The following is a 25,143-nucleotide window of genomic DNA, read 5'->3' as shown; positions in this document are numbered from 1 at the left end:
CGCCATGGATGTCCGTCCGATCAGAACTTCACGGTGGCGCCGGCGTCGACCTTGAGCTGCAACCCCGTCACGTATCGGGACTCGTCGGAGGCCAGGTAGCAGATCCCGTGTGAGATGTCCTCGGGCTCCACGTAGGGAATAGGCATGCCCTGCATCATCGGGAAGGTCAGCAACGCGTCGTCGAGGGACGGATGCTCGAGGTCGGGCCGGAACATCTTGTACATCGACTCGTTGTGCAGCATCGGGGTGTTGACGTTCGTCGGGTGCACCACATTGACCCGGATCGACTTCGGCGCCAGCTGGTTGGCCAGCGCCATCGTGTACTTGTCGATGAACTGCTTGGCCAGGTTGTAACCCGCTCCGCCCGAGCCGTTGGGCCCCATGCTCGCGGCCGGCCCGGCCTTCTCGGCCAGCAGCCCGGCGACCGACCCCACGGTGATGATCGAGGCTCCGGCCGAAAGATACGGCAGCGCAACGTGAACGGTGTTCACCACGCCGACGAAGTCGACGTCGAACGCGTTGGCGAAGGCGTCGATGGGCTGGTCCGACCCCAGCGGGCAGATGCCGGCGTTGGCGACCACCACGTCGAGCTTGCCGAGTTCGTCCACCGCGGACTTCAGCGCATCGGCGAGCGCGGCGCGGTCGCGCACGTCGACGATGGCCGTCACCGCCCGGCGTCCGGTCTTCTCGACCTCTGAACCCGCCTCTTCGAGGTCGTGCTCGGTGGACAGCGGGTAATCGTTGTGTTCGACGTCGCCGCAGATGTCGAACAGGATGATGTCGGCGCCCTCCTCGGCCAGTCGCACCGCATGCGACCGGCCCTGGCCTCGGGCGCCACCGGTGATGAGGACGACCTTGTCCTGCACTCTGCCCACGTTCGTTTCCTTCCGTCGGATATCTATTGGCCGGTCGTGTCGAGTTGTTCTCTGAGGCGGTGCTTTTGCACCTTGCCGCTGATGGTGCGCGGCAGTTCCGGCACCACCACGATGCGTTCGGGTGTCTTCTGCCGGGCCAGCCCGCAGGCGGCGAAGTGCGCGGCGGCATCGGCGGTGTCGAATGACCCACCCGCCTGCAGCACGACGAACACGCAGACCCGTTCGCCGTACTTCTCGTCGGGGGCGCCCACCGCGGCGGCTTCGGCCACCGCGGGGTGGCTGCTGACCACGTCTTCGACTTCCTTCGACGAGATGTTCTCGCCGCCCCGCACGATGATGTCCTTCTTGCGGTCGGTGATGGTGAGGAAGCCGTCGGGATCCAACCGCCCGACATCACCGGTGCGGAACCAGCCGTCGATGAAGCCGGCCTCGGTGAAGCGGGGATCGGTGTAACCCCGGAACAATTCGGGCCCGTGCGTGAGGATTTCGCCGTCGTGGCCGGCCGGTACGTCGCGCCCGTGCTCGTCGACCAGACGGACCCGGGTGCCGGGGGCGATCCGGCCGTCGGTGTCGGCCCGCTTGTCCAGTGGATCCTCCGGGCGGCCGACGCTGATCGTGGGGTGTTCGCTGGATCCGTAGCAGCGGTAGGCACCGATGCCGAACCGGTCGGCGCGACGGATCAGCGTGCCCGCGACACCGGCCGCGCCGGTGGTGTACTCGCGCAGGCTCGACACATCGAGACCGTCACGTTCGGCGACGTCGAGGATGCCGCCCAGATGGATCGGCGCGCCGGCCGAGACGCTCACGCCGTGCTTGGCGATGAGCCGGGCGGCGGCCTCGGGATTCCATGCGTCCATGGCGATGGTGTCTCCGGAGCGGCACATCATGCGCAGGATGCCCAGCGTGCCTGCGATGTGTCCGGCCGGAAAGACCGCCAACGTGGTCTGGTCGGCATCGGTGTTGCGCAGCGCATCCATCGCGCGCAGTTCACCGAGCAATGAACCGTGGGTGTGCTGGACCCCCTTGGGTTCCGCCGTCGTCCCCGATGTGTACACCAGCACCGCGCGACCTTCGGGGTCGGGACGAAACGGCGTGAAACCCGTTGCCGCCGTGGAGGTCAGGTCTTCGAGCGGGATGGTCCCCTGGTGCGCACCGCCCAGCACGACGCGGTGCTGCAGGTCGGGCAGATCGGCCAATGCCGCCACGGTCGCGCCGGTGTCGCGGTTGCGGAGCTCGCGAGCCAGCACGATGGCACGGGCCCCCGATTGCCTGGCGATGAAGGCGACCTCGGCAGGCCCGTAGATCGGCACGATGGGCAGCACCACCGCACCGCACAACCAGGCGGCGGCGTGCACGGAGAAGCACTCGCGCCAGTTCGGCAGCTGGACAGCGACGACATCGCCGGGCCGGATACCCAGTCCGGCCAGCCCGGCGGCCAACCGCATGCTCTCGTCGAACAACTCGGCGGCGGTGAACTGATCGGGACGGTCGTCGCTGTGCACCATGACCGCGGTGTCGGGGTGCTCGCCGATGAACCCGGCGATCTCGTCGGGGATGGTGTCCGCGGCTGTTCCTGCGCGGCGGCCGGGTTCGGTCAGCACGACAACAGCACACATCCGGCTATCGGGCCGCCGCCGGCGGAGGCGACGGCGACTTCGGGGCGCTTGGATACCGCGGTGTCGGTGGCCAGCCCGCGCAGCTGCTGGCACGCCTCGTACAGCACCCAGTACCCGTGCATCCGGCCGGCCGACAGCTGACCGCCGTAAGTGTTCAACGGCAACTCGCCGTCGATGCCGATGCGTGCACCGCCGTCGACGAAGGGGCCACCCTCACCGTCGCCGCAGAAGCCCAGGGCCTCCAACCACGCCAGCGTGAGATAGCTGAACCCGTCGTACAACTCGGCCAGATCGACGTCGGCGGGTTTCAGGTCGGTCTTGGACCACATGTCGGCCGCGGCGTCGTGCATCGCCATCTTCGGATAGTCGGGCCGGCCGGTCCACCCCCCGGCACCCGACGCGCCGCCTGCCGCTTCGATGGTGACCACCCCGTTCGGTGCATCGGTCCGGTGCCCGGGATGCGACAACACCAGCGCGATCGAGCCGTCGACCGGCACGTCACAGTCGAGCAAACCGAGCGGCGTGGAGATCGGCCTGGCGTAAAGGTACTGCTCCATGGTCATCGGATCGCGGTACACCGCAAGCGGATTGCGCGCGGCGTTGCGTCGGGCGTTCAGCGCGATCCAGCCGAGTTGCTCCTTGGTGGTGCCGTAACGGTCCATGTGGGCGCGGCAGTGCATGGCGAGCCAGTTGGCGGCCGAATACGCGTGCGCGGCAAGCAGGTAGCCGACCTCGGTCATGTCCATGCCGCCCTCGGCGCGCTTTCCGCCGGACTCCGGCGCCCGGTCTGCGGCGCGGCGCTCCACGGTGCCGCCGATCATCTGCACCGTCCGGTAGACGAGCACATGGCGGGCCTTGCCCTCGGCGATCAGGTCACGCGCCGCGACCACGGGGGTCAACAGCCCGTAGCGACCCAGCATCGGGCCGTCGTCTCCGCCTTCGCGAACCCCCAGCGCGGCGGCCGCTTCGTCGGCCGGGGTGTCACCCATGGTGAGAACCGCGTCGATATCGGCAGGCGCCAGGCCGGCGTCGGCGATGGCGGCCGCGGAGGCCTGCACGGTCATGTCCAGCGCCGGGACGCCGGTGCGGCGGCCGATCGCAGAGATTCCGGCGCCCGCGATCACCGGTGCGCTGGACGGGGCGGACATCCGACCTCCTTCGGAAATGAACTTAATCAGTGTACTTTTATGGCGTGTCTGATACGTCGGTTACCTCGGATTTCTCGCACGCCCCCCGCATCCTGCCGCCCCTCGACGACGCTTCGCGCCCGTATTGGACGGGCGGCGCCGAAGGCCGACTGCTCATCGCCCACTGCTCCCCGTGCGGGCGTTACTTCCATCCCCCACGGGCGGCGTGTCCGACGTGCGGCGCGGATCCGGAGTTCGTCGCGGTGTCCGGTCGCGGCACCGTGTTCACGTTCACCGTGTGTCATCAGCAGTTCAACCCCAGCGTGCCCACACCGTTCGTGGTGGCGTTGATCGAGCTGAAAGAGCAACCCGGGCTGCGGCTGCCCGCCAATGTCGTCGACTGCGACCCCGACGCGGTGCATTCCGGGATGCCGGTCGAGGTCCGGTTCGAAAGACACGACGACACATGGGTTCCGGTGTTCGCGCCGGTCACTTGATCAGCGGGTCGCGCGGCAAGCCCAAGATGCGCTCGGCGATCTGATTGCGCGTGATCTCCGAAGTGCCACCTGCGATGGTCATACCGCGGGAGGCCAGCACCATGAAACCCGGATACTTTCCGGGACCGCTGACGAGCGCGACGTCGGGCCCCACGAGCTCGGCCGCGAGGCTCGCCCGCGCCACCACGTGTTCGGCGATCAGGAGCTTGGTGACGTTTCCCTCGGGGCCGGGTTCGGCGCCGACCACGCTTCGCGCCACCCGGCGCAGGTTGAGCAGTCGCAGCGCGTGATCGTCGGCGAGGAACTCACCTGCCCGTTCAGGCGCGCCCGCCACCCTGTCGCCGTAGCGCTGCGTCAGGTCGACCACCATCCCCGCGGCCCCCTGGCTGCCCGGTAACCCGCCGCCGATGCTGACCCGTTCGTTGCCGAGGGTCGCACGGGCGACCCGCCATCCGTCGTTGGGTTCGCCGACCACGTCGCGGTCGGGGACGAAGACGTCGTTGAAGAACACCTCGTTGAACTCCGACCCCCCGGTGATCTGGCGCAACGGCCGCACTTCGACCCCGGGCGCCTTCATGTCGATGATCACCGTGGTGATGCCCGCGTGCTTGGCCGCGGCGGGATCGGTGCGCACGGTCGCCAACCCGTAGCGGCAGTACTGTGCGCCGCTGGTCCAGACCTTCTGGCCGTTGATGATCCAGCCGCCGTCGGTACGCGTGGCCTTCGTACTCACCGCCGCGGCATCCGATCCCGCGCCGGGTTCGGAGAACAGCTGGCACCACACGTGTTCGCCGGCCAGCGCCGGGTGCACCAGTCGCTCGATCTGATCGGCGGTGCCGTGCTGGATCATGGTCAACACCACCCAGCTGGTGATGCCGAACTCCGGTCGCTTGATGCCGGCCTCGGCCATCTCCTGCTCGATGACCAGTTGCTCGACGGCCCCGGCCGCCCGGCCCCACGGCTTCGGCCAGTGCGGCATGACATAGCCGGTCTCGATCATCTTCTCCCGCAGCTGTTTCGGGTCCAGCCCCGACCAGCTGCTGAACTCCGTGCGGACCTCGTCACGCATCTGTTCGGCCTCGGGAGGCAGGTCGATCGAGTTCTCCCGGACGACGCCTTTGGCCGTCAGCTCATAGACCTCCAGCGGCGCGTCGCGGCCCCCGAGCAGCCCGCGCAGCGTGATGGCGCGTCGCAGGTGCAGGTGCGCGTCGTGCTCCCAGGTGTACCCGATGCCGCCGTGTACCTGGATGTTCAATTCGGCGTTGTGGACGTAGGCGGGGAAGGCCAGCGTCGCCGCGCAGGCCGCCATCAACGCGAACTCCTGCTCCCCCGCATCCGCCGCCCGCGCCGCGTCCCATACGGTGGCGCCGGCCGATTCCGCGGCCACCAGCATGTTGGCCAGATGATGTTTGACCGCCTGGAAGGTGCCGATGGTGCGACCGAACTGTTCGCGCACCTTCGCGTATTCGAGCGCCGCGTCCACGCAATCATGGGCTCCACCAACGGCTTCGGCGGCCGTGATCGTCCTGGCCATCGCACGCGCGATACCGGCGGCGCCCGGCAGCACCTCGGCGCCGCCGATCGCGACATCGGTCAGCGTGACGCGTGCCGCGCGGCGCGTGGGGTCGAGGTTGGTCTTCACGTCCACGGTGACCCCGTCGGTGCCGGCCGGCAGCACCAGCGCGTCTTCGCCGACCGTGAGCACCAGCAGGTCGGCCAGCCCGGCGCCGAGCACCACACCGGCGTCCCCCGTACAGCGCGAACCGTCCGAGGACAGCGCGGTGTTGAACCCCACGCCCGCGGTCGAGGTGCCGTCGACGAGGGCCGGCAGCCAGCGCGCACGCTGCTCCTCGGTGCCCGCCGCCGAGATGACCGCCGAGGCGATCACCGTCGGGACGAACGGCCCGGGCGCGACCGCACGACCGAATTCCTCTGTCACCGCGACCAGTTCGGGCAGTCCGCACCCTGAGCCGCCGTACTGCTCGGGCACGTGAAGGCCGAGCCACCCGAGACCGGCGAGTTCAGACCAGAACTCGGGCCGCGATTCTGTCTCGGCGTCCAACAGCGCCCGGGCTGCCGTGCGCGCACCACGCGCGGCGAGGAAGGACCGTGCGACCTCGGCTAGCTCACGGTGGTCTTCGGTGATGGCGATGCCCATCGCTGCACTCCTGTTTCGCTCGAATCATGAAGTTCCGGCCAGGTCCGGTGCCGCAACGCGCCGGACGCCGTCCTGGTCAGGTAGTCGTCGCGCTTGATGCCGCGCCACAACTGGGCGACGTAGTCGCGCTCGCCGAGTTCGCCGCGCGCGACGCGCTCCGCCAGCGCGGCTCGGCCCTGTGGCACCGAAGCCGGGGCGTCGCCGAGCAATTCGGCCAGCTCCTCGAGTTCGGCCGCGTCGACCTGCACACCGACGCGATCCACCTCGGCGAGGTACTTGACCAGCCGGGCGGCGCCCTTGACGTATCGGACCGCCAGCGCGTCGGTCGAGCGCCCCACCGCATCCGACAGCGCCGCCGCGGTGGCCGCGTACACGGAGGCACGCTCGGATTCCTGGTCGTCCCCGGGGAATTCGACGTCGACGTCGGGGATCCCGACCACCCGCGCGAGCGCCTCGATCAGCAGCCGCCGGTGCAGCATGCCGTAGATCAGGCTGTTCCCGGCGTCGGGTGAATTCGCCGGCACCGATGCCCGCGCGTCGACGCCCCCGGGGTTCATCGAGGCCAGCCGCGTCTCGGCGAACAGCCGGTAGTACCAGACGCGGTCTTCGTCGACCGGGTGTCCGGACAGCCGTTCGTACTCGGCGATGCGGTCCGGGAAATGGGTGAAAGTGTCCTGCACGGTGCGCAGGGACAGCCAGGCGATGTCGTCCATCGGGTCACCGAAGTGGGCCAGCTCCCAGTCCACGATCGCGGTCACCGTGCGGTCGGCATACATGAAGTTGCCGGGCCCGGTGTCACCCTGGACCAGCACCGTCGGCCCCTCGTAGTCGGGGATGTTGCGTTCGAGCCAATCGATGCAGAACGACACCAGCGGCGCCGGCTTTCCGTACGCGGCAACGCGTTCGCGCATTCTCGTCAGCTCAGCACGGACGTGGTCCGGTACCGGGCCCGCCGGCCCCAGGCTGGGGATGTCCAACGCACCGGCGTCGATGCGATGCAGGTAGGCCAGTTTGGTGATGAAGTCCTGCGCGGTGCGCACCTGATCGTCGGGATCCTTGATCAGCCGGAACCAGGTGTCACCGCCGACGCGCTCCAGCAGGACCGCCTGCTCGTCCGGGTGCGCGGCCAGCACCCGCGGCACCGTCACACCATGGCGCCACAACTCGGCCATGATCTCGGCCTCGACCTGCAGCGGGTGAAAGGCGCTGCCGGGCTTGGGCGGATGCGGGTCGTAGCGCAGGAACAACCGCTCGTCGCCCGCTCCCCCGTACGTGTCGACGAACCACGCCTGCCTGCTGGCGCCTCCGGGCACCTGCTTGACCTCGACTCGGTCCGCGCCGGTGGTCTGCACGATCCACTGCTGCAACGCGGCGGAGATCGTCGCGCCGCCACTCATGACCGGACACCCGACTTCGCCGCAGCGGCAGCCAGCCACGCCTTGACCGCCGCCCGGTGCTCGGCCGTCATCCCGCTGCGCACCATGCGCTCACTTTCGGCCAGCAACGCCTGCTCCAATGGAAGCCGCTGCGCATCCAGGACATTGGCCTTGGTGCCGGCGAAGGCGGATGTCGGGCCCGCGGCGATCTCGGCGGCCCACCGAAACGCCGTGTCTCGCAGTTCGGCGTCGTCGGCAACCCGGTTGAACAAGCCGAGGCGCAGCCCGGCCTCCGCGTCGACGGGCTCATCGGCGATCAACAGCTCGAGTGCCTTGGCCGGTCCGACCAGCCGGGTCAGGAACCAGGCCCCGCCGAAATCACCGGAGAAGGCCAGTTTCGACCAGCCAGGGATGAGGCGCGCCGACCGTGCCGCGATGCGCAGGTCCGCGGCGAGCGCGATGCTCATGCCCGCGCCGACGGCCGCGCCGGGCAAGGCGGCGATCGTGACCTTGGGCATGCGATGCAGCAGGGTCACCATCTTGGCGTTGTCGGCCAACTGTGCGGATTGCGCGCGCACCTTGGCCTCGACGTCGACGGTGGCATCCCGCTCACCGGGCGCCTGCTTGCCCGAATTGCCGTCGCGCACATCGCCACCCGCGCAGAATGCGCTCCCCGACCCCGTGATCAGCACACAGCCGATCGAGTCGTCCGCGCCGAACTCCTCGAGCAGCCGCGGCACCGCAACATACATCTCGGCGTGCAGCGCGTTGCGCCGCTCGGGCCGGTTGAGCGTGACGATCCCGACCGCGTCGACGACCTCGGCCAGCACGGTGTCGGTGCCGGTTTCGATCGGATGAGCCGAAGTCACCGGCGCGATTTTCCGATCAGTTCGTTGTGCCGGTCGAGCATCGCCACGGCCTTGCGGCGCAGCCCTTCGTCCGGGGTGGGCAGCGTCACCGGACCGTGCTCGCGGCTGGGCAGCGCCACGGTGGCCGTCGCCGGAGCGGTGACCTCGCCGCGCTGGCTGGTGCAGCGGAAATCCAGGTCCACCAACGCGTTTCCGTTCTCCATGCGCTTTCCGACCACCTCACCGGTGATGAACTGCGTGTCCCCGATGAAATTGAACTTGCGCATCTCGTCGTGCTGGCGCACCAACCAACCGTCGTCACCGATCCAGTCGGTGACGAAATGGGTGAGCCAGCACTCGCGCATCACACCGTAGTCATAGGCCATCGGGTTGCCGATGGACTGCGACCACTCGTTCTCCCAGTGCAGGCGCTGCGCGACGTCGGGGATGCCCGCGGCGTTCTTGATGTAGAACTTGGGCACCCGCTGGCGGTTCTTGTACCCGATCCGCGCGGCGCCGATCCCGTACGGCCCGAATCCGTAACCGCCCGAGTGGAAGCTGATCACGTCGGTCAGCGTCAGCGGGCCCTTGACCATCTTCGGAAGCGGCTCGCCGACCTCGACGTCCTCCCAGTACCGCGGCTCGGCGCCGCGCGGGCCCTCGGCGGCGTAGATCTCGTCGATCTCGGCGATCTGCTCGTCGGTGTAGGTCGCGGGCTTGATGTCCATGTACTTGCCGCGCTCACGCGAGCGCTGGCGTTCGGTCGCGATCAGGATGATGCGGGCGACCGCGACGATCTCGGCGCGCTGATTCACCTTGACCTGACGCAGGATGCGGATGATGGATCGGCCCGCGTATTCGCTGTGCTTCTCTTCGATGGACTCCAGCCCACCGAACCCATAGAGCGAATCGCCCGGCCGCACCGGCTGGTACCACTCGGTGGTCTGGCCGGAGACGAAGACGTGGATGCCGGAGAACAAGCCCCTGGTGGCCTTGCGGATGTCGTCGGGGATCGGATCGCCGAGCATCTTCTTCGACATGGCCGAGAAGATCATCGGCGGTGCGATCACCCCGCCCCACCGCGTGTCGGCGGCATAGTCCGGATCGCAGAACAGCGGATTGTCGTCGCCCGCGCCGCGAGCGAAGTTGCGGATCCCGTCGACGCTGGCTTCGCGGTAGAACTCGTCGATACTCGTCGGGGCGTCGATGCCGATCAGCAGCTTCGCGCGCTCGATATCCTCGTCCTTGATGGCGTGGTCGAATTCCTGCTGTTGCGTCTGTGTCATATCAGTACATCCGTATCGGTAGGTTGGTCAGTCCGCGTAGCGACACCGTCGGCCGGTAGTGCAGCTGTTCCGGTGCCGCCTTGAGTTCCCAGTTGGGGAAACGTCGCAGCAGGGTGCTCAACGCCGCGCGGCCCTCCAGCCGCGCGAGTTGGTGCCCCAGGCAGTAGTGGATGCCGAAGGCGAAACCGAAGTGCCGGTTGGGCTTGCGGGTCAGGTCCAGCACATCCGGATTGTCGAACACCGCCTCATCCCGGTTGGCCGAGATGATCGCCCCCAGCAGCTGTGAGCCTCGCGGAATGTGCACACCGCGAATCTCCATGTCCTCCTTGGCAAGCCGGGCCGCACCGTAGGCGACCGGTGCCGTGTAGCGCAACAGCTCCTCGATGGCGGTGGATTCGAGGAGTTCGGGCCGGCTGCGCAACAGGTCCAGCTGTTCGGGATGCTGGGTCAGCGCCAGCACACTGCTGCCGATCAGGCTCGACGTGGTGTCGTGGCCGGCCAGCAGCAACAGGAACACCATGGCGACGGCTTCCTTGTGGCTGAGCTTGTCGCCACCTTCGTTGGCCCGCACCAGTTCTGAGATCAACCCGTCGTCGGGGTTGGCCCGACGATCGGAGATCATCTCTTCGAACAGCCGGGACAGCTTGATCGAGTGATACGCACTGAAAAGCTGCCCGGCGCGACGGCCCGCGTCGTCGCCCAGCTTCTCCACCAGATCGTGGAACGTGTCGCGGTCCTTGTCGGCGACGCCGAGCATGGTGGCGATGACCGCAAGCGGCAGCTTGACGGCGAAGGCCTGGACCAGGTCGACGTCGCGCTGGGCGGCCACCTCGTCGGCGAGTTGTTCGGCGATCTTGTTGATGTCGGGTGCCAGCGTGGTGACGAATTTCGGCGTGAAGGCCTTGTGCACCAACGTCCGCAGCCGCTTGTGGTCGGGATCGTCGCGAAAGACCATGGTCTCGGTCAGCATCCGGATCGACGACGGCAACATCCAGGCGAACCGGCGGGCCGAGGTGTATTTGATGATGTCGTTGGAGAAGCGATCGTCGCCGAACACGACGCCGACGTCTTCGTGCCGGGTCACCAGGTAGCCGCCCTTGCCCCGCAGCAGCAGCGGGGCCGTGGCCCATGAGATGGGTGCTTGCGCGCGCAGTTCGGCCATCCGCGCGAACGGATCGTCGAGCATCTGCCGGGTGCCGAGGTCGGTGTACGGCAACCCGGCAGGGCCAGGACTGGCTTTGCCCATCTCATTTCCCCGTGTGTCAGTTGCGAATCCAATTTATTAGTACACTGAATACTATGATTTACGCTAGCCCCCACTCGGACATCGACCCGGGCTCCTCCGATGGTGCGCTCAGGACCATCGATTTCGCGGTCGGTTCGGACCATGTGGCCACGGTGACGTTGAATCGGCCGGACGCGATGAACGCCATCTCCGAGCGGATGGCCCGCGAGCTGGTCTGGGTCTGGCAGACCGTGCGCGACACCGACGACATCCACGTCGTCGTGTTACGGGCGGCGGGTGATCGCGCCTTCTGCACCGGTGTCGACGTCAAGGGCGACGGGGGTTGGTTCCTGAAGCCCAACGTGTGGAACAGCTTCGATCCCGGGGTGTGGGTGTCGCCGAAGATCGCGCACCGGTGCTGGAAGCCGGTGATCACCGCCGTCCACGGACTGGTGGCCGGCGGCGGGCAGTACCTGCTCAACGAGGCCGACATCATCATCTGCTCCGAGGACGCCGCGTTCTTCGACCCTCACGCCAACGCCTCGATCGTCTCGGCGCTCGAACCGATCGGGATGCTTCAGCGCGGTGTTCCGCTCGGCGACGTGCTGCGTTGGGCGCTGATGGGCACCGAGGAACGCATCTCCGCCCAGACCGCGCTGCGGCTCGGGCTGGTCACCGAGGTCGTCGACCGCGAACAGCTCTGGGAGCGCGCCCACCAGATCGCGGCGACCATCGCCGAGCGGAATACGAAGGCAATCCAGGGAACCATCCGGGCAATATGGGAATCTCTAGACATGACCAGGTCGACCGCGCTGCAGAACGGCATGGCCTACACCCATATCGGCAACCCGCCAGTGGCCGAACGCCGGGCGACGCCACGGCGCAACGGACCACCCACTTACCGGTGATGCGGTGGATCAAGACCTAATCGCGCCGCGCATCGACTCGCGGCGGGCCAAGTTGGCGGGCCGCGCGGCCGAGCAGATCGTCGCCGACGTCATCGAACTGGGCTGGCCGGTGGGTCATGTGCTCGGTTCGGAGGCCGAGCTGCTCGAGCGCTACGGGGTGAGCCGGGCGGTGCTGCGGGAGGCCGTGCGCCTCGTCGAGCATCAGCGCGTGGCCCGCATGCGCCGCGGTACCGGTGGCGGCCTGGTCATCGACGAACCCGACGTCGACGCGGTGATCGGTCCGACCGTGATCTACCTGTTGCGGGCCAAAGCCACCCTCGACGAACTCTTCGACACCCGGATCATCCTGGAGGAACTGGTCGCCGAACTGGCCTCGCAGCGTGCCCGTGAGGCCGATATCAGCACCGTGCGCGAAACGTTGGCCGAGGAATCGGCGGGCAACTTCACGGATTACCGGGTTCTGCACACACAACTGGCCGCGCTGACCGGGAATCCGGTGTTGCAGCTGTTCGTCGAAACCTTCAGCCGCGTCATCGATTTCCACTTCGCCGACGAGGCCGCGCTGCCCACCGGCATGAGCAGAGAGGTACAGCACGCGCATGCGAGCATCGCGCGGGCGATCCTGACCAACAACCCCGGCGTGGCCCGCGAGCGGATGAGTAGGCATCTCCGCGCGGAAGCGGAATTCATTCACCGTCAGCCGGCGACGGTGCAGGTCCTCGACCCCACCACCGCCCTGGCGGGCACCGACGGCGACAAGCGCGGCGAGGCGCTGGCCAGGCAGATCTTCGCGTGGGTCCTTGACACCGGCGCGACACCCGGCACGTTCATCGGCTCGGAGGCCACGCTGATGGCCAAGTACAAGGCCAGCCGGGCGGTGCTGCGCGAGGCCATCCGGATCCTCGAGTACCAGCAGATCGCGCTCACCCGGCGTGGCCCCGGTGGCGGCCTGTTCGTCGCGGAGCCCGACAGTTCGGCGCTGACCGAGATCATCTCGATCTACCTACGCCGCCACGGCGTCAACGCACAACACATCCAGGAGTTGCGCACCGGGCTGGAACTGGCGGTGGCCGAGCGGGCAGCCTCCGCCGTGCGTTCCGGCACCGTCGACGCCTCGATGATCGAGAAGGCGCTGGCCACCGAGTCCGAACAGGGCGTCACCGCCGCGTATGCCAAACGTGAGGACTTCCATTCCGTGCTCGCCCGACTCTCGGGCAATCGGGCATTGGAACTCGTGCACCGGGTAACCATGCGACTCGGCTGGAACTTCTTCGCCCAGTACGTCGATGACGACCCCCAGGCGCTCGAGCGGGCATCCAAGGCCATCGATCCGGCGCACCGCAGCATCGCCGACGCGCTGCTGGCCGGTGACAGCGAGCTGGCCGTGGTGCGGATGCGCGCGCACATCACGGCCACCACACCGCAGGGGCGGTGACTTCTCAGCGGTCCAATCGGGGCCTGTTCAGAGCCCGGCGTTGAGTATACTGTTTAAGCTAATTCAAGAGGGGAGTGCTCGTGAAGCATCCGTGGGACCGGCGGCTCGGGGTGTGGTGGATCGCCGAAGATCACCCCCACGCACCGGCGATCGCCGAGTCGCCCAGCGGGCGCACCATGAGCTTCGGTGAACTCGCCGCGGCGGCCCACCGCGTGGCCAACGCCTTGCGCGCCCATGATCTCCAACACGGTGAGGCGGTTGCCTACGCGCTGCCCAACGACGTCGACGCCGTGGTGTGGCAACTGGCGACCACCGAGATCGGTCTGCGCTACCTGACGCTGAACCCGACACTGTCGGCCGACGAGTTCGCCTCGATCCTCGAACACTCCGGCGCCACCGCGCTGGTGTCCCACGTCGACTACCTCGACCGGTGCCGCACCGCGGCAGGCCGCGCCGCACTGCGCGTGGTTGTCGGCGCCGCGCCCGAAGACGACCTGCCCGCCGGATTCATCACCGACGCCGAGTTGGTGGCCGGTGAACCGTCGACCCCGCCCGCCCGTCGCAGACAGGGCGATTCCATCCGATATTCGTCGGGAACCACGGGCAAGCCGAAGGGCATCATGCGCGCACTCGACGACCGCGATCCGTCGGAGGCCGCGAACGCCATGGCGGTGTTCGGCCGCGCATTCGACTTCCGCCCGTTCGACGGCGCGCACCTGGTGTCGACGGGTATGCATCACGCCGGTTGCCAGAGCTTCTATCTCGGCGCTCTCAACGTCGGTCAGGCGCTGGTGATCCTCGGCAAGTTCGACGCCGAGCAGACCCTGGCCGCCATCGACCGGCACCCGGTCACGTCGGCCTACATGGTGCCCACCCAGTTCGTGCGGATGCTCAAGCTGCCGCGCGAGGTCCGCGACAAGTACGACGTCTCGAGCCTGCGGTCGGTGGTGCACTCGGCCGCGCCCTGCCCCCTGCAGGTCAAGAAGGACATGATGGACTGGTGGGGCCCGGTGATCTGGGAGACCTACGGCGGCACCGAGGGTGCGGCCACCATCGCCAAACCGCACCGCTGGCTGGAGAAGCCCGGCACGGTCGGCAGGCCGGTACGCGGGATGAGCGTCAAGATTCTCGACGACGAGGGAAACCTCTTGCCCGCCAACGAAATCGGGAACGTCTACATCGAATCGCGCAGCGGGCAGAGCTTCGAATACCGCAACGACGCCGAACTCACCGCGTCCGTGCACCGCGGGAATGCCTTCACGCTGGGCGATGTCGGTTACCTCGACGAAGACGGCTATCTGTTCATCTGCGACCGCGCCAAGGACATGATCATCAGCGGCGGCGTGAACATCTACCCGGCCGAGGTCGAGGGTGTGCTGTCCAGCCATCCGGCCGTCGCCGACGTGGCGGTGATCGGGATACCCGATCCGGAGTGGGGCGAACAGGTCAAGGCGGTGGTCGAACTCGTCGACGGCGCGGAGCCGTCGGACGCCCTGGCCGAGGAACTCATCGCGTTCACCCGGTCCCGGCTTGCGGGCTACAAATGTCCGCGCTCGGTGGAGTTCACCACCCGACTGCCACGCACCGAGACGGGAAAGTTGATGAAACGTTCGATCAGGGACGCCTATTGGGCCAAAGCCGGCAGGCTGGTCTGAGTGAGACCGACCGCGAGCCGGGGATCGCAATGAGCTTGACGCGCGAGGTTTTCGACGGCGAGCAGCTCACCCCCACCACCGTCGCCGAGGTGCTGCACATCAAGGCGCTGCCCCACGACCGGTTTCGAGCCGACCCGGTCAGCGTCACCGGCAGACGCACGATCTATGGCGGGCAGGTGGCGGCCCAAGCCCTGCGCGCGGCGAGCCTCACGGTGCCCGAGGATCGCGTCGCGCACTCCATCCACGGCTATTTCCTGCTCGCCGGTGATGCCAGCGCCCCGATCGAGCTGCGGGTCGAACGCGACCGCGACGGCGGGCGCTACTCGGGGCGCCGCGTCACCGCCGTCCAGGGCGACGGGGTGATCTTCTCGATGTCCTGCTCGTTCAGCCGTCCGAAACCCGACGCACCCGAATTCCAGGCCGCCGAACTACCGCGGGTGCAGCGGCCCGACGAGTTGGACACCCACCAGCTCAACGCCTCCCGCACCTTCGACGTCGAAGCGCGCGTCCCCGACGACACCCGACCGTGGTATCGCTGGCCTGCGCGAATGTGGCTGCGGATCCGCGAACCGTTGGCCGATGACCCCAACATGCGGGCCTGCGGTGTGGTGTTCCTGTCCGACCTCTGCACCGGATTGTCCCGGGCGCCGCAGATCGAGCAGGTCGGCCTGCTGCCGAGCGTCGATCACGCGGTGTGGTTGCACCGCGGCGCGGACCCCAACGACTGGTTGCTGATCGATCTCGATCCCATCGCGACCGCGGGCGGGCGCGGAATGTACTCCGGCCACCTCTACAACACGCAGGGCACGATCGTGGCCACGCTGGCCCAGGAGTCGCTTTTCGACATCCCTCGACCGCGAGCCGAGACACGTTCGGCCACATGAGGATTCGTGTGGATCACGCCCGTCGCAGATTTACGGACGCCGATCTCGAGAGTATCGCCTAAATTAGTATCCTTTACGTTAGGATGACGCCATGCCACGGGCCAGCAGTCCGGACGCAGCGACGCGGACGGATCGCACCGACACGAAACACCAGGCGGATCGGACCTCGGTGATCACCGCCGATACGCCGATGCTCCCCGCCGACGACAACTTCCACCCGGCCCCGGAGGGCGACCCCTACTGGGCCGAGACCACCTGGTGGTCGTTCAACATTCCGGAACGCAAGATCGGCTGCTGGCTGCACGCCACCTTCCACACCACCCGGCGCACCGTCACCTGGCGCGTGTACCTGTGGGACCCCCGCGGTGCCCATCCGGACGACCTGCGCTACTTCCGGATGCAAACCGAGGTGCCGGTGACCGAACCGAACCCCGACCTGCGCGACATCGCCATCCCCGGCGGCGGCTTCTCGGTGCGAATGCTGCGTCCCCTGCGCGAATACGAGGTCGAGTTCGCCGATGCGGCAGCCGACTTCGCCATCCGCCTGCATTTCGAGGGCCTGCACGACCCGCGCCGGTTCACCCCCGGTGAGCCACCGTTCATGAACCACACCCACTTCGACCAGGTCGGACACGTGACCGGCGCGCTGACGTTGGACGGCGAGCACATCCCGATCGACTGCTACTCGGTGCGCGACCGGTCCTGGGCACCGCGGGGCGCGCCTCGGAAACCGGGCAGCGGCAAACGGTCAGACGACAGCGGGCGGATCCTGCACCCGGGCGGGCCGCTGTGGCGTCAGATCGAACGCGAGCGCGGACGCGGGCGCATTCAGTACGTGTTCGCCCACACCGGGCCTGAGGCCGGCTTCCTGGCCTTCGTCAGGGTTGCCGAGGGCGGCGCTGACGGCTGGTCACCGCTCAACCACGGGTGGCTGCTGCGCGACGGCGAATTCGCCTCACTCGACAAATCGGCCAGCGTCATGAAGAACTACCGCGACCCGGTCACCGGGTGGAGTTCGCACATGGAACTGCGGTTGACCGACGTGCTGGGCAGGCAAATGGCCACGGAGGGCTTCACAGTCAGCCACATCAGCGAATACGGCGGCGGCAGTACGGCATTGATGCGGTTCGACATGGACGGGCGCATCGGCTGGGGCGAAGACCAGGACATCTGGGCGCCCAAGCACTTCGCTCGGATGCGTGACGCGCTGCAGGCGGTGCGGTGACCCTCCCATCGGAATTCGAACCTTCGCGAGCAGCAGGAGGATGAGCATGGCTGGACCGTTCGAGGGTGTTCGCGTCGTCGAGGTGGCGGCATGGACCTTCGTGCCGGGGGCCGGCGCCATCATGGCCGACCTCGGCGCCGACGTGATCAAGGTGGAGCCCCCGACCGGTGATCCCCAGCGCGCGCTGCGCAATGCGCTCAACGCCGACGATAGTGCGCCCAACCCCTTTCTGCACGTGCCCAATCGGGGTAAGCGCAGCATCACCCTCGACTTGACCACCCCGGCCGGCCTTGACGCGCTGCGCCAACTCGTCAAGACCGCGGATGTCTTCCTCACCAGCTACCTGCCGAAGGTCCGGGCCAAACTCGGGATCGATCCCGACGATCTGCGCGCGGACAATCCTCGGCTGATCTACGTGAGGGGATCCGGCTGGGGCAGCGCAGGTCCCAACGCCTCAACGGGCGGGTTCGATTCCGCCGCAGCATGGTCGGCGGCGGGAGTGCAGAACAAGCTGACCGCCCCGGGGGCAACCGACCCCGCCGCGCAACCGGCCGCGTTCTTCGACCTGCAGGGCTCGAGCGCCATCGCCGGTGCGGTGGCGATGGCATTGTTCCGACGAGAACGATCGGGCGAGGGCGCGCTGATCGACGTCTCGCTGCTGAACACCGGCATGTGGACGATGGGCCCCGACATCGCCGCAGCGGCGACAGGTTCCGGGGAACTGCCGCGCATCGAACGCAAGGCGGCACCGAATCCGATCGTCAACTACTACCGCACCTCCGATGACCGATGGCTGAACCTGGTGTGCCTGCAGGCCGACCGGTTCTGGCCTGAACTGTGCACACTGATCGGGCGCGACGACCTGATCGACGATGAGCGGTTCCGCGACGCCTTTTCGCGCTTCGCCAACAGTGCCGAGTGCGTCGCGGAATTGGACGCCACATTCGCAAGCCGCACGCTCGAGGAATGGCGCAGCGCGCTGGCCGGATTCTCCGGCGTGTGGTCGGCCGCCGCGACGTTCGAGGAGGTCTGCGCGAGCCCCCAGGTCGCCGAGAACGGTTATCTCCCCGAGGTCGTCGGCACCGACGGCAAACCGTTCCGTCTGGTGGCCCCGCCCTACCAGTTCGATGGCGTGCCAACCACTCCGGTGGGTCCGGCACCCGAACTCGGCCAGCACACCGAGGAGATCCTGCTGGACTGCGGCATGGACTGGGACACGATCGCCGGCCTGCGCGACCAGGGAGTGCTGGGCTGACGTGTCAGGAGTACAGGTCGAGGACCGTTTCATTGGCGAGGTCGCCCCACAGCATCTGGCGGCCCGCACGATTCATGTGGGCCGTCCACAGTTCCCTTGCTCCCGGCGCGTCTCCGTCTTCGACCAGGGCGATGAACTTCTCAAAGGTACGCAGCGTCTGCTTGAACTGCTTCTCGACCACTCCGGGACCGGCGGCCGTGGTGACCGCCCGTTGCATGTGCTTGGTGACGACATCGCGCAACACCGCACCGACCAAGGCCATGGTGTTGTTTCCGGAACGCTCGAGGATCACGTCATGGAACCGGAAGACGACGGCCGACCACTCGCCGAGGTCGGCATCCTCGGCGCCCTCGGCGATCAGGTCCGCCAAAGCCGTACAGGCGGACCGCAATTCGGCGATGTCGTCGGGTTTGGCCCGTTTGGCCAGCATCTCGACGGCGGCCGGTTCGAAGACCTTACGCACCTCGTACACGTCGGCCAGCGTGGTTTTCGACATCTGCAGCAGCAGGCCGAAATCCCGGGCGGCCACCGCGGTTTCCGGCGAGGACACCAGCACCCCGCCGCGCGAACCGCGGCGCACCACGATCAGCGACTCGCTCTCCAGGATCCGGAAAGCCTCGCGCAACGTGGGTCGCGACACCCCGAACTGCCGGACCAGTTCCACCTCGGTCGGCAGTGCGTCGCCCTTCTTGAGCACACCACGCACGATGCTGCTGCGCAGATGGTCGGCGATCAGCTCGGCGGTCTTGGGGGCACGGACGAGCTTGGACGAGCGGTCACCGCGGCCGTTCAGTTCCATCGCCCTCCTGCCCTGCCCGCCGATGACAACAACGAAATAGCTAATTCAGCTTACTCAATGACGCCCACGTAGGAGGACTTCAGTGACAGCGACGACCGTTTCCACGCACAAGGGCTTGTTCATCGACGGCGCTTGGACGTCGGGCACCGGCAACGACACCGTCACGGTGGTGAATCCGGCGACCGAAGAACCCATCGCCGAGGTACCGCAGGCGACCGTCGCCGACATCGATGCCGCTGTCACCGCCGCCCGCACCGCGTTCGACGAAGGACCGTGGCCGACGATGCGCCCTGCCGAGCGTGGCCGCGTCCTGGCCGCCATGGCCGACGAACTCACCCGCCGCCGAGACGAACTCATCGAGTTGAACATCGCCGAGGCCGGTTCGACCCGCATGCTCTCCGAGATGCTCCAGGTCGGCACCCCGATCGACCACTTTCGCGACCTGACCGAGCGGGTGCTGCCGCAGTTCGACTTCGAGCCGCCGGTGCGCCCCGTGACGGGCCACGGCATCGGCCAGGGCATGATGCTGCGCGAACCCTACGGCGTGGCAGCGCTCATCACCCCGTTCAACTTCCCGTTCCTGCTGAACCTGGCCAAGATCGGACCCGCGCTGGCCGCCGGGTGCACCGCCGTGCTCAAACCGTCGCCGTACACGCCACTGGAGGCGCTGGTGCTCGGTGAGGTGGCCGAGGCCGCCGGTCTGCCACCGGGCGTGCTCAACGTGGTCACCGGCGACATCGCCGAAGGTGAGGCGCTGACCACCCATCCCGCGGTGGACCTGGTCAGCTTCACCGGCTCGGATGCGGTGGGCCGCAGGGTCTATACGCAGGCGGCGGATTCACTGAAGAAGGTCGTTCTCGAACTCGGCGGCAAGTCGGCGAACATCATCCTTGACGACGCCGATCTGGACAAGGTGATGGAGAGTGTGCTCGCGGGCATCGTGACGCACGCCGGCCAGGGCTGTGCGCTGCTGACCCGCATCCTGGTGCACCAGTCGCTGCACGACGAGCTGGTCGCCCGGATCACCGGTGTGCTCGGGTTCATCAGCGTGGGTGACCCGTCGGATCCGGCGACGATGATGGGGCCGCTGATCCGCGAGGTGCAACGCCAGCGGGTCGAGTCGCTGATCTCCACCGGAGTCGACGAGGGGGCGCAGATCGCCTTCGGCGGGAAGCGTCCCGCGCAGTTGGAACGCGGCTACTTCGTGGAGCCGACGCTGTTCGTCGGGGTCGACAACAAGATGCGCATCGCCCAGGACGAGTTCTTCGGCCCGGTCGGCGTGGTCATCCCGTTCAGCGACGACGACGAGGCGGTACGGCTGGCCAACGACAGCCGTTACGGTCTGGCGGGCGGCGTCTGGTCGGCCGACCCGCTGCGGGCGGTGGCGGTGGGACGCCGATTGCGCGCGGGCACGGTCATCATCAATGGTGGTGGTGGCGGGCTGAACCCGAGCGCACCGTTCGGCGGGTACAAGCACAGCGGCATCGGTCGGGAGTTCGGCGAGTACGGGCTGGCGGAATACCTGCAGCACAAGGCACTTCAATGGCCGGTCGGCTGATGTGAGGTGAAGCCGTGAGGATTGGTCGACTGCTCGCCGTGGCTGCGGGCGCCGCCGTGCTGTGTCCCGGCGCGGTGGTGGCGCATGCGGCGCCGCCCACGCGGCCGCCGGGTTCCCCCGACTACATCGACCACACCGTCTGGGAGTATCACGGCGACCGGGCGACTCTGCGCATTTATCCCACCCCCTGGGGATGGGCGGGGTCGGGCCCGTTCAGCAACGGCGCGCAGAGCTACGACGCGTGGGCGGAGTTGCTCGAGCATGCCCCCGACGCCAACACGCTGTCGATGCAGAACCAGTTCCTGTGCTACTGGCAGCTGTCGACGTTCACCAATCCGGGCAAGGTCGGCACCTGGAACCTCGAACCGTGGCGGCCGGTCGTCTCGAGCATCATCATGCAGAACTCCGGGTGCAATCCCGGCGGACCGGACGACGTCCTCAACTGGTGATCGGTGCGAACACCGGAGCGATCAGATCCTGTACCCCGGCCCACGGGATCGTGATCGATCGCACCTCCCTGCCGAATTGGCCTTCGGGGAAGTACATCTGGATGCCCGCATCGGTCGGAATCCAGAATCGGAAGTTGCGCTCCACCGGCGCCCACCCCGCGTAGTACTCCCCCCATCCGCCCAGCGGCGGCTCCGGGTAGGTGGCGGGCAGGATCTTTTCGGTCAGTTCGCCCAACCGGTTCAGCCCGGCCTGCTCGTCGACGAACAGGTTCTTCCACACGATCTGGATTCCGCTGCGCGAGTCGAATACTCGGGTCGCCACGGTGTCGACAGGCATGTTCGGCAGTTCGAAGGCGTTGTACTGGCCTTGCCACAGTTGCGAAATGGTCATCGGCCGAAACAGCAGCCTGCCCTGGGTGTTGAACACCCAGGGCGAGCTCTTACTGGCGCTGGCGGCGAAGAGCCACACCTGACCATCGGCCTCGTCGTCGAGGATCCGGTTGATCGCATCGGTGACCGCGGGGTCGCCGCCCGCGAGCTTTTCGTAGTTCACCGTCCACTCGCCGGGACCCTGCGGGCTGGTTCCCGCGCGGACATCGGGTACGACGGTGTAGGTGACGCCGTTGGATGTGGTGTCAGCGTCGGCCGCCGGTGACGTCCCGACGAACACTCCCACGAGCGCGACGCCGAGCAGCGCACCCGACCACCGCGCGAGAAGCCGGCTCACGGCAGCACGACATCACTGGCCAGCCAGCGGCCGTCGACCTTTTCCATCGTGATGATGATGCGGTTGCGGTCAAGGCGCGGTTCGGGATTCAGTGCGTTGGTGACCGACTGGTCCAGAAAGAGCATCACCTCGACCTTGTCCTTGGTCGCCGACTTGATACCGGCCGCGATGACTTTGCCGTCGGCGCTGGCCTTGTTGTCGATGAGCGCTTGTTTGAGCTGACTGCTGGACTCGCTGTACATCTGCTTGAACTCACCGGTCGCGCCGTCCAGAACCGCCGTGAAGTTCTCGTCGAGTTTGGCGGCGTCGACACTGGTCAGGACGACCGCATACTGCTGTGCCGCGGCGAGGGCCTGCTGACCGGCGTCGGTCACCTCCCGCTCCCGCTTCAGGTCGATCGCCAGCACCACGCTGACGGCCAGCGACCCGACCACGAGCAGGGCCCCCAGTCCCAGCGCGACGGTCTTGCGGCTGGGCCGACGCAGCCACCGGCGCCGGGGGGAATCCGTCTCGGGCTCATCGGCTTTCGCACCGGACTCCGACTCGGGTTCGGCGGCGGTGCTCTCCTGGGCGGCCGTCTCGGCCGTGTCTTCGGCGTCGGTGTCGTCGTTGGCGTCCAGTGTCAGCACCTGTTCCCGGATAGTCATCGTCTGCTCCTTTCAGCCTAGTTGAACGTCGGTCCGGGTGATCCCGCGTTGGCGCGCATCAGGGACCACTCGGTGGTGGTGGAAGCGGAAGGTCGGGGCCGCCGAATGGCGTCGGGATCGTGAGCGGACCGGTGGGAACCGGATCGGCGCGTTGCAACGGATGCGCACCCGGCGGTGGGCCCGCGGTGTCGTCACCGGGCGGTCGCGGTGCGTTACGGGCGCCGCGCACAAGGTATTTGGGGTCGGGGTTCGGGCAGTAGGTGTACAGGAAGGGCTCCGGGAAGTCGGTCAGCGTCGGCGGTGCCTTCGGAAGGTTGTAATCACACCCGTACCGCGAGTACAGGCTCACCGCTCCCCAGACCCCGCCGTCGCGGAAGGTGCTACCGATGGCTTCGAGCGCCGAACCGGTCCGGTACTGCGGGAAGAAGAACTCCTCCAGGGCCGGCACCCGCTGATACACCAGCTGCGACACGGTGGTCAGATTCCCGAGCAGTTGCACCATCGTCGGTGAGTTGTCGGCGATGACGGCATCGATGCCCGCGAACGCCTCGGGCGCACGGTCCAGCAGGGTCCGGTATCCGCCGTCCATGCGTTCGACGCCGCCCAGGATCGTCGACAGGTCCGCCGATGTCGCTGCCATGCCGGGGCCGACGTCGCGCACCGTCGACAGCACCACCTTGCTGTTGCGAATCAGGCTGACCGTTTGCGGCAGAACCGAATCCAGCGTCGACACCAGGAATGCGCCACCGTCGAGAATGGCGGCGAGCTTGTCGGCCCCCTCCGGCCCGACCCGCAGCTCGTCGAGGACCGCCGACAACCGTGCGGTGTCGATCTGTTCCAGGGTGCCGTCGAGGTCGCCGAGCAGTTTGGCCAACGTCACCGGTGTCCGCGTTCGGTCGCTGGCGATTTCGGCGCCGTCGGCCAGATACGGCCCGTCGTTGCGGTCCGCGCGGAAATCGAGATACTGCTCACCGGCCGGGGACAGCGCGGAGACCCTGACCTCGGTGTCGGTGGGGATCCTCGTGCCCGGATGAAGCGCCGCCACCGCAACGGCGCCGGTGTCGGACAGCTCGATCGAGCGCACCCGGCCCACCGGAACGCCCCGCAGCGTCACGTCCTGTCCCGGCAGCAGACCGCCGGTCTGGTCGAGGTGAACGCGGACCAGGGATTCGGTGCTCACCGGGTCGAGCCGCAGTGTCCCGAATATCAGGTAGGTCACGCCGACGACGAACATCATCGCCAGTGCGAGCGCCGACAGGCCCAAGCGGCGCAGCTTGGCCCATCGCAACGCGTTCAGCACCAGTCTCATCGCGGGCCCTCCAGTGACGCCCCCGGCGGGGCCGTCGGCGGTGGCGGTGGCAGACCCGGCGGCGGTGGGGCGGGAGTGAGGTTGCCCGGGTTGGGTCCGATCAGGTTCGGCGGCGGCACCACTCCCGGCGGCGCTGTGGGTTTACCCCAAAACTTGTTGCGAATCATCAACAGCTCGTAGGAGATGCTGCCGACCATGTTGCGGAAGTCCTCGCGGCCAGGCCCGCGGCTTCCCGGGTCCGCGGGGTGATAGGGGTCGGCGAACGCCCCGACGGCGAGGTCGGCGAGGTCGATCTCCACGTTGGATGCAGTCGAGTTGGTCGTCTTGAGGATCGGTCCGAACATCAGGTTGAAGTTGGCCAGGGACGCGCCGGGAGCCGTCGCCGCGTCGTTGAGCCCCTCGGAGAGCCGGTTGAGGTCGGCCATCATGCTGCGGGACTCCTCCCCGCGCACCGACGGAAACTTCGCCAGCTGCAACGTGATCCGATTGACCTGGGCGATCAGATCGACGATTCGGTCGGTGTTCTCCGCGACGGCGCCCAGCGCGGGCCCGGCCGCCTCGATGGCCGCGTCGATGGATTCCTGCCGGGCCGCCATCGTGGCCGAGAGATCGTCGGTCTGGGCGAGGGCCCGCTTGATGGAATCCGAACGCGCCGAGAGGCTCTGGATCAGCCGGGTGGATTCGTCGACGAACTTGTTCAGATCCTCACCCTTGCCGCCGACGGCGCGGCCCATGCCGTTGATCACCCGGGTCAGGTTGCGAATCGCGCCGCCGTTGACCAGCAGTGCCGCGGTGCTCAGCACGTCCTCTACCGAGGCGGCCGATGCGGTGGAATCCAACGGCAGCACGGCGCCCGGCTGTAACGGTTCGGTCGCCGCGGACGCCCCCGGAGGCGGGGTCAGCGCGACGAAGATGTCGCCGAGCGGGGTGGCCGAACGTAGCTCGGCCTTTGTGCCGGAGGGGATCTGGACGTCGGAAGAGATCCGCATCGTGACCACCGCCGTGTAATCGCGGGCGGTCATCGACTCGACCTCACCGACGTCGGCACCGGACAACCGGACCTTGGCCTTGGCGGGCAGGTTCAGCGCATTGGCGAACGTCGCGCTGATCTCGTACGAGTCCTGACCGACGGACGGCGCCGGCAGCGGAACCCGGTCCAGGCCCATGGAACAACCACCGAGTACACCCGCCAGGACAACTGACGCGGTGAGTGCGCCCAGCGCGCGCAACGACCTGTGCGCCGGTGTCGGCGAGAGACGCGTCATGGGCTGTGTCATGGGCTTT

The 25,143-nt window shown here is 67.7% G+C and carries 22 protein-coding genes; 9 read left to right on the top strand and 13 right to left on the bottom strand.

Features of this window, described 5'->3' with window-relative positions; all coding sequences use genetic code 11:
- Window positions 1-20: 20 nt before the first annotated feature.
- The 3 genes from AU072_RS13455 to AU072_RS13445 are packed head-to-tail and all read right to left on the bottom strand — an operon-like array spanning window position 21 to window position 3,639.
- Window positions 21-875: a mycofactocin-coupled SDR family oxidoreductase gene (locus AU072_RS13455; RefSeq protein WP_064414228.1), complete on the bottom strand. Its 855-nt coding sequence runs from the start codon at window positions 873-875 to the stop codon at window positions 21-23.
- A 23-nt stretch (window positions 876-898) separates the two neighbouring features.
- Window positions 899-2,476, bottom strand: coding sequence for a class I adenylate-forming enzyme family protein (locus tag AU072_RS13450; RefSeq protein ID WP_235629890.1), 1,578 nt, complete (start codon window positions 2,474-2,476; stop codon window positions 899-901).
- Window positions 2,470-3,639, bottom strand: coding sequence for a thiolase family protein (locus tag AU072_RS13445; protein WP_064414227.1), 1,170 nt, complete (start codon window positions 3,637-3,639; stop codon window positions 2,470-2,472). The genes AU072_RS13450 and AU072_RS13445 overlap by 7 nt, the downstream gene beginning before the upstream one ends.
- A gap of 44 nt (window positions 3,640-3,683) precedes the next feature.
- Here AU072_RS13445 and AU072_RS13440 point away from each other — a divergent pair, with 44 nt between their 5' ends.
- Window positions 3,684-4,115: a Zn-ribbon domain-containing OB-fold protein gene (locus tag AU072_RS13440; RefSeq protein WP_064414263.1), complete on the top strand. Its 432-nt coding sequence runs from the start codon at window positions 3,684-3,686 to the stop codon at window positions 4,113-4,115.
- Here AU072_RS13440 and AU072_RS13435 read toward each other — a convergent pair.
- Genes AU072_RS13435 through AU072_RS13415 form a run of 5 tightly spaced genes read right to left on the bottom strand, consistent with a single transcriptional unit; the run spans window position 4,108 to window position 11,029 of the window.
- Window positions 4,108-6,273, bottom strand: coding sequence for an acyl-CoA dehydrogenase family protein (locus AU072_RS13435; protein WP_064414226.1), 2,166 nt, complete (start codon window positions 6,271-6,273; stop codon window positions 4,108-4,110). The two genes, AU072_RS13440 and AU072_RS13435, sit on opposite strands and share 8 nt — an antisense overlap.
- Window positions 6,237-7,670 carry a phosphotransferase family protein gene (locus tag AU072_RS13430; protein ID WP_064414225.1) on the bottom strand — a complete coding sequence of 478 codons (1,434 nt, stop codon included), beginning with the start codon at window positions 7,668-7,670 and terminating at the stop codon, window positions 6,237-6,239. The genes AU072_RS13435 and AU072_RS13430 overlap by 37 nt, the downstream gene beginning before the upstream one ends.
- Window positions 7,667-8,518, bottom strand: a complete 852-nt coding sequence (locus AU072_RS13425; protein ID WP_082680867.1) for an enoyl-CoA hydratase/isomerase family protein — start codon at window positions 8,516-8,518, stop codon at window positions 7,667-7,669. Before AU072_RS13425 ends, AU072_RS13430 begins: the two co-directional genes overlap by 4 nt.
- The gene (locus AU072_RS13420; RefSeq protein ID WP_064414224.1) at window positions 8,515-9,783 is read right to left on the bottom strand and encodes an FAS1-like dehydratase domain-containing protein; all 1,269 of its coding nucleotides are present in this window, start codon (window positions 9,781-9,783) and stop codon (window positions 8,515-8,517) included. Before AU072_RS13420 ends, AU072_RS13425 begins: the two co-directional genes overlap by 4 nt.
- A 1-nt stretch (window position 9,784) precedes the next feature.
- Entirely contained in the window at window positions 9,785-11,029 is a 1,245-nt protein-coding gene (locus AU072_RS13415; protein ID WP_064414223.1) for a cytochrome P450 family protein, read from the bottom strand.
- Between the two features lie 53 nt (window positions 11,030-11,082).
- Here AU072_RS13415 and AU072_RS13410 point away from each other — a divergent pair, with 53 nt between their 5' ends.
- From AU072_RS13410 to AU072_RS13385, 6 genes are all read left to right on the top strand, one after another.
- The gene (locus AU072_RS13410; RefSeq protein ID WP_064414222.1) at window positions 11,083-11,916 is read left to right on the top strand and encodes an enoyl-CoA hydratase/isomerase family protein; all 834 of its coding nucleotides are present in this window, start codon (window positions 11,083-11,085) and stop codon (window positions 11,914-11,916) included.
- A gap of 4 nt (window positions 11,917-11,920) precedes the next feature.
- Complete coding sequence (locus AU072_RS13405; protein ID WP_064414221.1) at window positions 11,921-13,351, top strand: FadR/GntR family transcriptional regulator; 1,431 nt, start codon at window positions 11,921-11,923, stop codon at window positions 13,349-13,351.
- Window positions 13,352-13,431: 80 nt separating this feature from the next.
- A complete protein-coding gene (locus AU072_RS13400) occupies window positions 13,432-15,006 on the top strand; it encodes an AMP-binding protein (protein WP_064414261.1) in 1,575 nt (524 codons plus the stop codon).
- Between the two features lie 29 nt (window positions 15,007-15,035).
- Window positions 15,036-15,890: an acyl-CoA thioesterase gene (locus tag AU072_RS13395; protein WP_064414220.1), complete on the top strand. Its 855-nt coding sequence runs from the start codon at window positions 15,036-15,038 to the stop codon at window positions 15,888-15,890.
- 91 nt (window positions 15,891-15,981) lie between these two features.
- Window positions 15,982-17,115, top strand: coding sequence for a DUF7064 domain-containing protein (locus AU072_RS13390; protein ID WP_064414219.1), 1,134 nt, complete (start codon window positions 15,982-15,984; stop codon window positions 17,113-17,115).
- Between the two features lie 46 nt (window positions 17,116-17,161).
- On the top strand, window positions 17,162-18,370 hold the full coding sequence (locus AU072_RS13385; protein ID WP_064414260.1) for a CaiB/BaiF CoA transferase family protein: 1,209 nt from the start codon (window positions 17,162-17,164) through the stop codon (window positions 18,368-18,370).
- A 4-nt stretch (window positions 18,371-18,374) separates the two neighbouring features.
- Here the strand turns inward: AU072_RS13385 and AU072_RS13380 are convergent, their stop codons facing one another.
- Window positions 18,375-19,169, bottom strand: coding sequence for a FadR/GntR family transcriptional regulator (locus AU072_RS13380; RefSeq protein WP_064414218.1), 795 nt, complete (start codon window positions 19,167-19,169; stop codon window positions 18,375-18,377).
- 82 nt (window positions 19,170-19,251) lie between these two features.
- Between AU072_RS13380 and AU072_RS13375 the strand changes: the two genes are divergently transcribed.
- Window positions 19,252-20,727, top strand: a complete 1,476-nt coding sequence (locus AU072_RS13375) for an aldehyde dehydrogenase family protein (protein ID WP_064414217.1) — start codon at window positions 19,252-19,254, stop codon at window positions 20,725-20,727.
- Between the two features lie 14 nt (window positions 20,728-20,741).
- On the top strand, window positions 20,742-21,176 hold the full coding sequence (locus AU072_RS13370) for a DUF2599 domain-containing protein (RefSeq protein ID WP_120271034.1): 435 nt from the start codon (window positions 20,742-20,744) through the stop codon (window positions 21,174-21,176).
- Here the strand turns inward: AU072_RS13370 and AU072_RS13365 are convergent.
- From AU072_RS13365 to AU072_RS13350, 4 genes are read right to left on the bottom strand one after another with little or no spacing between them, the layout of a single operon-like run.
- Window positions 21,166-21,903 carry a hypothetical protein gene (locus AU072_RS13365; protein ID WP_064414216.1) on the bottom strand — a complete coding sequence of 246 codons (738 nt, stop codon included), beginning with the start codon at window positions 21,901-21,903 and terminating at the stop codon, window positions 21,166-21,168. The genes AU072_RS13370 and AU072_RS13365 overlap by 11 nt on opposite strands.
- Entirely contained in the window at window positions 21,900-22,550 is a 651-nt protein-coding gene (locus AU072_RS13360; RefSeq protein ID WP_082680868.1) for an Rv1363c family protein, read from the bottom strand. The genes AU072_RS13365 and AU072_RS13360 overlap by 4 nt, the downstream gene beginning before the upstream one ends.
- 58 nt (window positions 22,551-22,608) lie before the next feature.
- On the bottom strand, window positions 22,609-23,859 hold the full coding sequence (locus tag AU072_RS13355; RefSeq protein WP_064414215.1) for an MlaD family protein: 1,251 nt from the start codon (window positions 23,857-23,859) through the stop codon (window positions 22,609-22,611).
- Entirely contained in the window at window positions 23,856-25,136 is a 1,281-nt protein-coding gene (locus AU072_RS13350; protein WP_235630306.1) for an MCE family protein, read from the bottom strand. The genes AU072_RS13355 and AU072_RS13350 overlap by 4 nt, the downstream gene beginning before the upstream one ends.
- Window positions 25,137-25,143: the final 7 nt, after the last annotated feature.

Source organism: Mycolicibacterium novocastrense, from assembly GCF_001499835.1.
Classification (GTDB): Bacteria; Actinomycetota; Actinomycetes; order Mycobacteriales; family Mycobacteriaceae; genus Mycobacterium; species Mycobacterium novocastrense.
Note: the sequence above shows the minus strand (reverse complement) of the source record. Positions and strands in the feature narration are given on the sequence as shown.